This is a genomic window from Arthrobacter sp. UYEF21, assembly GCF_040546085.1.
Lineage (GTDB): Bacteria > Actinomycetota > Actinomycetes > Actinomycetales > Micrococcaceae > Arthrobacter.
In genome coordinates, this window is the sequence record NZ_JBEPNF010000012.1 from 132,769 (window position 1) to 141,902 (window position 9,134).

General features: G+C 64.5%; 8 protein-coding genes and 1 tRNA gene. 5 read left to right on the forward strand and 4 right to left on the reverse strand.

From position 1 onward, the window contains the following. Positions 1-160: 160 nt before the first annotated feature. Positions 161-409, forward strand: a complete 249-nt coding sequence (locus ABIB27_RS13545) for a hypothetical protein (protein ID WP_354216230.1) — start codon at positions 161-163, stop codon at positions 407-409. Positions 410-412: 3 nt separating this feature from the next. Here ABIB27_RS13545 and ABIB27_RS13550 read toward each other — a convergent pair. Then, positions 413-489, reverse strand: a tRNA-Thr gene (locus ABIB27_RS13550). 162 nt (positions 490-651) lie between these two features. Further along, positions 652-1,542, reverse strand: a complete 891-nt coding sequence (locus tag ABIB27_RS13555) for a DsbA family protein (RefSeq protein WP_354216231.1) — start codon at positions 1,540-1,542, stop codon at positions 652-654. A gap of 179 nt (positions 1,543-1,721) precedes the next feature. On the opposite strand from ABIB27_RS13555, the gene ABIB27_RS13560 reads away from it, so the two are divergent. The 4 genes from ABIB27_RS13560 (at position 1,722) to ABIB27_RS13575 (ending at position 6,928) form a co-directional block, all read left to right on the forward strand. Next, positions 1,722-3,224, forward strand: coding sequence for an alpha,alpha-trehalose-phosphate synthase (UDP-forming) (locus tag ABIB27_RS13560; RefSeq protein ID WP_354216232.1), 1,503 nt, complete (start codon positions 1,722-1,724; stop codon positions 3,222-3,224). After that, entirely contained in the window at positions 3,214-4,044 is an 831-nt protein-coding gene (otsB, locus tag ABIB27_RS13565; protein ID WP_354216233.1) for a trehalose-phosphatase, read from the forward strand. Before ABIB27_RS13560 ends, otsB begins: the two co-directional genes overlap by 11 nt. A 233-nt stretch (positions 4,045-4,277) precedes the next feature. After that, positions 4,278-5,360, forward strand: a complete 1,083-nt coding sequence (locus ABIB27_RS13570) for an ABC transporter ATP-binding protein (RefSeq protein ID WP_354216234.1) — start codon at positions 4,278-4,280, stop codon at positions 5,358-5,360. Between the two features lie 149 nt (positions 5,361-5,509). Next, positions 5,510-6,928: a DUF4032 domain-containing protein gene (locus tag ABIB27_RS13575; RefSeq protein WP_354216235.1), complete on the forward strand. Its 1,419-nt coding sequence runs from the start codon at positions 5,510-5,512 to the stop codon at positions 6,926-6,928. A 12-nt stretch (positions 6,929-6,940) separates the two neighbouring features. Here ABIB27_RS13575 and ABIB27_RS13580 read toward each other — a convergent pair whose 3' ends face one another. Together ABIB27_RS13580 and ABIB27_RS13585 are read right to left on the reverse strand one after the other, a co-directional pair. Then, the gene (locus ABIB27_RS13580) at positions 6,941-8,290 is read right to left on the reverse strand and encodes an FAD-binding oxidoreductase (RefSeq protein ID WP_502909218.1); all 1,350 of its coding nucleotides are present in this window, start codon (positions 8,288-8,290) and stop codon (positions 6,941-6,943) included. A 203-nt stretch (positions 8,291-8,493) separates the two neighbouring features. Then, positions 8,494-8,985 carry an SRPBCC domain-containing protein gene (locus ABIB27_RS13585; RefSeq protein WP_354216237.1) on the reverse strand — a complete coding sequence of 164 codons (492 nt, stop codon included), beginning with the start codon at positions 8,983-8,985 and terminating at the stop codon, positions 8,494-8,496. Between the last annotated feature and the right edge of the window lie 149 nt (positions 8,986-9,134).

Here is a 9,134-nt window from a genome sequence, read left to right on the forward strand (position 1 = left end):
CCGACGACGAAAACGCGTACATCGCAGTGAACGCGCCTTCGTCGAAGAATCGCCCACAGGTTAGTCGGCGCCGCGCAGTTGACAGTTCTGCCGGGACACGGTCTACTCATTGTATCTTCAACTAAACCTTCTGATTCGAAGTACGCCCGTCAGGAGCACTATGAGCCTCCCCGATAAACCCAATGCAGCAGAAGTGCTTATCGCAGGCTTCCGGCATGTTGTGGCAACCGCCGGATCAACTGACCCGTCTGCACCACTGGTGGTGCTGTTGCATGGGCGCGGTTCCAATGAGGGTGAGATACTCGGCTTCTTCGGGGCTGACGGCGAGTACGATTCCAGCATGAACCTGACCGACCGCAACGGGAGCCAACCTCACCTCGTAGTGCTCACTGTCAGACCCCACGGGTAGCTCTGGAGCCTCCTGTCAGATTCGAACTGACGACCCCCGCTTTACAAGAGCGGTGCTCTGGCCAACTGAGCTAAGGAGGCGCACCCCAATCGGGGCGTACGCCAGAACGGCGCTAGATAAGGTTAGCCCAAGTCCGCCCGCTCGTAAAAATGGGCCGGCCTCGCCGCAAGGAGATAATGACAATGGCCCGGCCCCGGAGTGAATCCGGGGCCGGGCCATGCAATGTCAGCGACCCGGGCAGATCAGCCCTTTGCGGCGATCGCTGCCTGCAGGAAGTCCGGGAACGGGGTCTGTGCGCTGGCGCCCTTGCCCCACTGCTGGCCGTCAACGAACACTGTGGGCGTGCCGGTGACGCCAATGGCGGCAGCCTGCTTGGTAGTGAACTTCACGAACGGGCGGTAAGTCTTCTCATCGATGCAGCTGTCAATGGGCTTGGCGCCGATGTCCGTGGCCATGGTCTTGAGTTTGTCGTCAGAGATCCCCGCGGAGCCTTCGGCAGGCTGGTTCGCGAACAGCGAGTCAACAAACTCCGCGTACTTTTCCGGGGATTCGTTCACAACGCAGGCTGCGGCGTTGGCCGCGCGCGATGAGTAGTTCGTCGAGGACCGGTTGTCCAGGAAGCCGAGGGCGCGGTATTCCACGGTGATCTTGCCTTCGTTGCGCAGCGTTGTCAGCTGCGCGTTGTACTGCACCTCGAAGTTCTTGCAGACCGGGCAGATGAAGTCCACGTAGAGGACCACCTTCACGGGCTTGCCGGCTTCAGCCTCGGCACCAGGGGCGACGACTTCCGCCGGGACAGTCTGCGGCGGTTCTCCCACGGACGCGGCATCAACGGTGGCCGGTTCCAGCTTCGCCACGTCGGTATTGGCGAGCAACGTAATTCCACCGTTGACGTTGCCGTTGGCCGGCATGGGTCCTTGGTCGGCAACGGGGGCGTTCTGCCGCATGGTTGTGGTCACCACAAGGGCCACCACCGCAAGGATGGCCACCACGGCCACCACAATGCCCCAGCCGATCAGCAGCTTATTGCGCTTGTCCTTCTTCAGCTGGGCCTCGCGGATCAGGCGGGCTTTCTCGCGCGCCTCCGAGGTTCGCTCAGCTTTGGACTTGCGTGCGTCATTTGCGGGGCTCATGTGTTCCTTGGGTCGATTGACATAGGGCGTCCACTCGGTGGCAACTCCACCATTTTAGGGGAGAAACCTGAGAGCTTGCCCCTTCAAGCATTCCGCCCTCAAAACCAACGGACGAATAGCCGCGGAGATTCTCTCCTATTAAGGTGGCTTAAAGCCAAGAACAAACCCAGGGAGCAGCAATGCAAACACCCGTCCAAGAAAAATCACCAGCCGAACCCGAACCCGGCGCGGCCACGCGCGGTCACGGCCCGGCCACAAAGTACGACTTTATGGTGGTGTCCAACAGGCTGCCGGTTGACCGCAGCACGCCGGGTGAGAGCGGCGACGACGGCTCCGGCTGGCGCCGCTCCCCCGGCGGCTTGGTGACTGCCCTCGCCCCGATGATGTCCAAGACCGACGGCGCATGGGTGGGTTGGCACGGTGCTCCGGACGAAACGGTCGAGCCGTTCAGCCATGGCGGCATGGACCTGGTCCCGATCCAGCTCAGCACGGACGACGTGGAGCTCTACTACGAGGGCTTCTCCAACGCCACCCTGTGGCCGCTGTATCACGACGTCATCGCCCCGCCGGAGTTCCACCGGACCTGGTGGGACGCCTACCGTAGGGTAAATCAAAGGTTCGCCGACGCCGTCGTCCGCTATGCCGATGAGGGCGCCACAGTGTGGGTCCAGGACTACCAGCTGCAGCTGGTACCGCGGCTCCTGCGGGAGGCCCGGCCGGACCTCAGGATCGGGTTCTTCAACCACATCCCCTTCCCGCCGCCGGAAATCTTCGCCCAGCTGCCGTGGCGGCGTGCCATCATCGACGGCCTGATGGGCGCAGACCTCGTAGGCTTCCAGCGCCCCAGCGACGCCGGCAACTTCATGCGCTCCGCGCGGCGGTTCCTGGGCGCCAGTGTGAAGCAGCAGCAAGTGCACGTGAAGGGCCACGACGGCAAAATTACGCACATCGCCAGAGCCCAGGCCTTCCCGATCTCCATTGACGTGGCACAGATCAGCGAGCTGGCCCACAATCCGGACATCATCGAGCGCGCTCGCCAGATCCGCCAGGATCTCGGCAACCCCAAGACCATCCTCCTGGGCGTTGACCGACTGGATTACACCAAGGGCATCCGCCACCGGCTCAAGGCCTTCGAGGAACTCCTGAACGAAGGCAAGCTCGCCGTCACGGACGCCACCCTTATCCAGGTGGCCAGCCCCAGCCGGGAACGCGTGGAGCAGTACCGGCTGCTGAGGGAGGAGATCGAGGGTACCGTCGGCCACATCAACGGCACGTATGACACCATCCAGAACACCGCCGTCCGCTACCTCCACCACAGTTATCCCGTCGAGGAAATGGTGGCGCTGTACCTCGCCGCCGACGTCATGCTGGTCACGGCCCTGCGGGACGGCATGAACCTCGTCGCCAAGGAATACGTCACGGCCCGCAAGGACAACGACGGAGCCCTGGTACTCAGCGAGTTCGCCGGCGCCGCGGACCAGCTCAAGCAGGCCCTGCTGATGAATCCGCACGATATTGACGGCCTCAAAGACACCATCATGCGGGCCGTTAACATGTCCCCCCGGGACGCCGCGCGCCGGATGCGGTCCATGCGCAAGCAGATCCTGGAGCACGACGTCGACCATTGGTCAGCTGACTTCCTGGCGGCCCTGAACGAGAAAGTTGTCCGCGATGACTCCTGATCCCCGGCCCGCCAAGGACCCGCTTACCCTGTCTCCGGAACTCCGGGAGGCCGCCCGTCGGATCGCCCGGACGGAACACCTGCTCGTGGCCCTGGACTTCGACGGCACCATCTCCCCGATCGTTGACCGGGCCGGCGACGCCCGCCCCCTTCCGCGCTCCGCCGCGGCGTTTGCCGGGCTGGCCGCCCTTCCGAGGACGACGACGGCTCTCCTCTCAGGACGGGCCCTCGCCAGCCTGCGAGCGGTGGCTTCGCCGCCGGTGGACACGCTGCTGATCGGCAGCCACGGCGCCGAAGCCTGGCTGGGCCCCGACTCCGCGGAACTGACCCTGGATGATGGCCAGCGCCTGCTGCTCGCCGAAGTCCGTGGCGTCCTGGAGGAAATTGTTGAGCAGGCTCCGGGCACGCTGCTCGAAGACAAACCCGCCGGCGTGGTCCTGCACACCCGCCTGGCTAAAGACGATGTTGCCGAGGACGCCGTGGCCGCGGCCCGTTCGGTCCTCCAGGAGCGCAAAGGCGTTTTCCTGAAGAACGGCAAGCGGGTCCTGGAAACTTCGGTGGTGAACGCATCCAAAGGCGAGGGCCTGACGTTCCTGCGACAGATCACCGGGGCCACCGCGGTCCTTTTCGCCGGTGACGACGTCACGGACGAGGACGCCTTGGCACGCCTGGAAGCCGGTGATGTCGGCGTCAAAGTGGGACTGGACTTCACCCAGGCGGAATTCCGGGTGGAGGCGCCGGCCCATGTCGCGGAACTGCTTGAAGCCCTCCTGCAGGAACGCAGCCTGGCTGTGGCCGAAGAGGAACCAGGCCACGCCTGAGATGGCCCAGCATGGCCAACCTCGCATGTGACCTCCGTAACATTTGAAACAATAAGCAATTCGTCTGACATACTCTTGTTTGTGACGTGGCGCACAGAACCGTGCGGCGTCAAGCGATACTCCTCGGCTTCGGCCGGGGAGTACACGGCTGCAATGCCGTGGATAACTGAATTACATGAACCATTCACTACGGATCGTCCGGCACGTACCTGCCGGTGAAGGGACTGATAACTGTGGCTACAGTTACTTTTGATAACGCTACGCGTCTGTACCCGGGCACAGAGAAGCCCGCTGTTGACAAGCTCAACATTGAAATCGCCGATGGCGAATTTCTGGTCCTGGTTGGACCCTCCGGTTGCGGCAAGTCCACCTCCCTGCGCATGCTCGCGGGCCTCGAGGACGTCAATGCCGGCCGGATCCTGATTGGCGACCGCGACGTCACCGACGTTCCGCCGAAGGACCGCGACATCGCGATGGTTTTCCAGAACTACGCGCTGTACCCGCACATGACTGTTGCGGACAACATGGGCTTCGCGTTGAAGATCGCCGGCGTCTCCAAGGAGGAGCGCGCCGAGCGTGTCCGCGAAGCCGCCAAGCTTCTTGACCTTGAACCGTACCTGGACCGCAAGCCGAAGGCACTTTCCGGCGGCCAGCGCCAGCGTGTTGCCATGGGCCGCGCCATCGTGCGTAACCCGCAGGTGTTCCTTATGGACGAACCGCTTTCCAACCTGGACGCCAAGCTGCGTGTCCAGACGCGTACGCAGATCGCCTCCCTGACCCGCCGCCTGGGCGTCACCACCGTTTACGTCACCCACGACCAGGTTGAAGCCATGACCATGGGCGACCGCGTCGCAGTCCTCAAGGACGGCCTGCTGATGCAGGTTGACACCCCCCGCCACCTCTACGACAAGCCCAAGAACGTCTTCGTTGCCGGCTTCATCGGCTCCCCCGCCATGAACCTGCTCGAACTCCCAGTCGTCGACGGCGGCGTCCAGTTCGGCGGGACGGTCTACCCCGTGCCGCGCAATGTCCTCGAAGAGGCCCACGGCAGCACCGTCACCCTGGGTTCACGCCCCGAGGACCTGGAGCAGGCCGCGCAAGGTGAGGGTCTCCAGGTCGAGGTCGATGTTGTTGAAGAACTCGGTGCTGACGCTTACGTCTACGGCCACACCACACTGGACGGCAAGGACCACGACATCGTGGCCCGCGTCGACGGCCGCCGCCCCCCGATGAAGGGTGAGACCATCTACGTCCGGCCGCAGTCGGGCCACGTGCACCTGTTCGACACCAAGACCGGCCTGCGCCTGGGCGACTGACCGCCCCAGTTTACGGTGGTTGAGCCTGTCGAAACCCCGGGCAAAACCAAAGCAATAACGACGGCGGCCCTCCCCCTTAACGGGAGGGCCGCCGTCGTTCGTTCTGGGCACTTTGCCCTTGGCCCCCCGATGTACGGAAGAATTGACCCATGAGCGATGAACACAATGCCCAGTGGCACGACGAGCCCACGGACTACGCGCAGGTGGGCAAACTGCCGCGCATCGAGGCAGCGAGCGCCAAGGATGACAAAAACCTTGCCATCTCCAGCTCGCTCAATATCACCGCTGCATCCGCGGATCCTGAACTTTTGGACCTGCCGTGGCACATCGCACTGGAGGACTGGCCATCGGAAAACCTGGCGGCGCTCCCCCGAGGCATCTCCCGGCACATCGTGCGTTTCGCGCACTTGGGCGGCTCCGTTATCGCCATCAAGGAAACGTCCGAACATATTGCCCGCCACGAATACCACATGCTCCGCAAGCTGGCCCGCCTGGATGTCCCCTGCGTTGTCCCGGTAGCAGTCATCACCGGCCGCACCACCCTGGACGGCCGCCCCCTGAACCCCGTGCTGGTCACGCGCCACCTGAAGTTCTCCATGCCGTACCGCGCGCTGTTCTCGCAGATGCTGCGCAAGGACACCCTGACCCGCCTTATCGACGCCCAGGCGCTGCTGATGGTCAGGCTGCACCTCATCGGCTTCTACTGGGGCGACGTCTCGCTGTCCAACACGCTGTTCCGCCGCGATGCCGGCGCGTTCGCCGCCTACCTGGTGGACGCCGAAACCGGCGAGCTCTACCCCGATCTGTCCACCGGCCAGCGCGAGTACGACCTCGAGATCGCCCGGGTCAACATCGCCGGCGAGCTGATGGACCTCCTCGATGGCGGCCTGATCGAGGAGAAGGTGGACCCCGTGGCCACCAGCGAACTCATCATGGAAAGCTACCGCCGGCTCTGGGCGGAGCTGACGGAGAAGGAATCCTTCGAGCTCGGCGAACGCTGGCGGGTGGCGGCCCGCATCCGGCGGCTCAACGAACTCGGGTTCGACGTCGAGGAATACGCCATCAAGACCACCCAGAACGGTTCCAGCATCCAGCTCCAGCCCAAGGTGGTGGACGCGGGCCACCACATGCGCCGGCTGCTGCGCCTGACCGGACTGGATGCCCAGGAGAACCAAGCCAGGCGCCTGCTCAATGACATGGACACCTTCCGCGCGGACAACAACCCGGGGATGGACGAGGAATACAGCGCGCACCTGTGGGTCAGCCAGGTCTTCGAGCCGATTGTGCGTTCGATCCCCCGCGACCTGTCCCGCAAGCTGGAGCCGGCGGAGGCCGTGCATGAGGTCCTGGAGCACCGCTGGTACATGTCCGAGGAACATTCACGCCACATACCACTCGCGGAGGCTGTGCAGTCCTACATCGATTCCGTCCTGCGCCACCGCCGCGATGAGGCGGCCATCATGCTCAACCCGGATACGGACATGATCAAGATTCTTGAAGTGGAAACCGAGGAGTCCAGGTACGGGGCGGACGAAGCCGCCGAGGAATACCCGGACGTCGACGACTAAGCCAAACCGAGCCTAGATGGCCTTGCCGGGGTTCAGGATGCCGGTAGGGTCAAAGAGTTCCTTGATCCTACGCTGGAGGCCCCGGACCGGTTCCGGCTGTTCCAGACCCAGCCAGCGCAGTTTATACTGCCCGATCCCGTGCTCCCCGGTGATGGTGCCACCCATCTCCAGGGCGGCCGCGACGGAGGCATCCAGGGCCAGGTTCAGCCGCTCCATGGCCTCTGCATCCACTGCCTTGTCCGCGCGGTCAATCCAGAACGTGGGGTGCAGGTTGCCGTCGCCCGCGTGCGCCACCACCTTAAGGTTTACGTCATGCCTGGCAGCCAGGTCTTCGAGCTCGGCAACATAGTCCACCAGGCGTGAGCGCGGCACGGCGACGTCCTCGCCCACACAGTACTGGTCGTCCACCTCGGCGCCACGGCTGTTCCGGCGGAGCTCCACGAGCTGCTCGGCTTCCGCCGTGGATTCGGTACTCACCGTTGCGCCGCCGGCGGCCAGAACGGAACGGACGATGTCGGCCTCCGCCGCAGCGCCGAACCCATCAGTCTGGATCAGGAGCAGCGAACCGCCCCGCGAACTCAGGTCCGAGCCGTGGAGCACGTCCAGCTGTGCCAGCGTGCCGCCGTCGAGCAGTTCCATAATGGCCGGCTGCACACGGGCCCGGCCCACCGCGAGGACACCCGCGGCGGCCTCCCTGAAGCCTGGGTAGAACGCGGCGATGGTCTGCACATCACGGGGCAGGTACTTGAGCCGCACCGTTGCCCCCACCACGATCCCCAGCGTCCCCTCCGAGCCGACGAACAGGCTCGTCAGGTCGTAGCCTGCAACGCCCTTGAATGTCTGGTGGCCAGTGTGGATCAGGGACCCGTCGGCCAGCACCACGTCCAGTGCCAAGACCGAGTCCCTGGTCACGCCATACTTTGCGCAGCGCAGTCCCCCCGCGTTGGTGGCAACGTTGCCGCCGATGGTTGAGGAGCGGAAGCTCGCCGGATCCGGCGCGTACATCAGCCCGTAGGGAGCCGCGGCCTCGTTGAGAGCCGCGTTTACCACCCCGGGTTCGACGACGGCGGTCTCGTCATCGGGGTTCAGATCAAGAATGCGGTTCATCCGTTCCAGTGACAGGACAACGCTGTTCCGGCTCGCGTGCGCGCCGCCGGAAACACCGGTCCCGGCTCCGCGGGCCACCACGGAAATCCCTTGGGCGCCGCACAGCCTGACCACAGCCTGGACATCCGCCGTCGACCGGGCGAAGACCACGGCTTCGGGCAGTTGGAATTCCAGGACCGGGGCCTGGTCCACGGCATACCTGGCCAGCGCTGCCTTCTCGGCGCTGACCTGTTCTACGCCGACCGCCCCCACCAGCTCTTCAACCAAGCTGCCCACGCAGCCTCCCGTCGTCGTCGTTCCCCCCAGTCTAGGGCGACGTACCCTCGAGTGCGTGGGGACAACGTCCGCGGCTCGACCGCGGATGTCCGGAGTTCCCCACCCAGTTCCTGGACAGGTCCAGCACTGCCGTACCGCCCGCATGATCCCTGACTGCTCAGTGCCCGTGGCTTGCGCTGCTGCTAGTTCGCCCCGCCCATGAACCTCACGAAGCGGTCGAGTACTGTGGGCCAGTCCGCGGCGTAGGAGGCACGTGTGGCGGCCGGGTCCTCGGCGCCTTCCCAGCCGTCATGGACCAAGCGCAGTTCCGTTCCATCCGGCACCGCCCTGAAGGCCACCCTCAGCTCGGTCGACCAGAGCGCGGTGGTCCCGGGGTGCCAGGACGCGTGGAAGGACAGGGGCGGCTGCCAGTCATCGAGGGTGCCCCAGACAGCGGTCCTGCCGTCGTCAGCCGTTTCCAGGATGAGGTTCTCTTCAAACTCGACGTAGGAGCCAGCCCCGTACACGCCATGTGATTCCAGCGGCCACCACAAATGGGTGTGGTCCGTGAACCCGGCAAAGGCTTGAGCTACCGGGCCCGGCACCGTCACCGCATAGACGACAGGTTCCAGGCTCGCCGTGGGCTCTGCGGGGACGGCGAGCGCGTCGCCCGAGTGACTGAAAAGGTTATCCATGGACGTCAACTCTACGCGGACCTCCCCCAACGCTCTCTCGCTTGGTGCTGGTTTGGGTGGTTGTGTGGGTGGGTGGTTAACGTGGGAGAGCCCCCGGACACGTGGTGTTCGGGGGCTCTCGACCGGTAATAGTGTTCCGGCGGTGACCT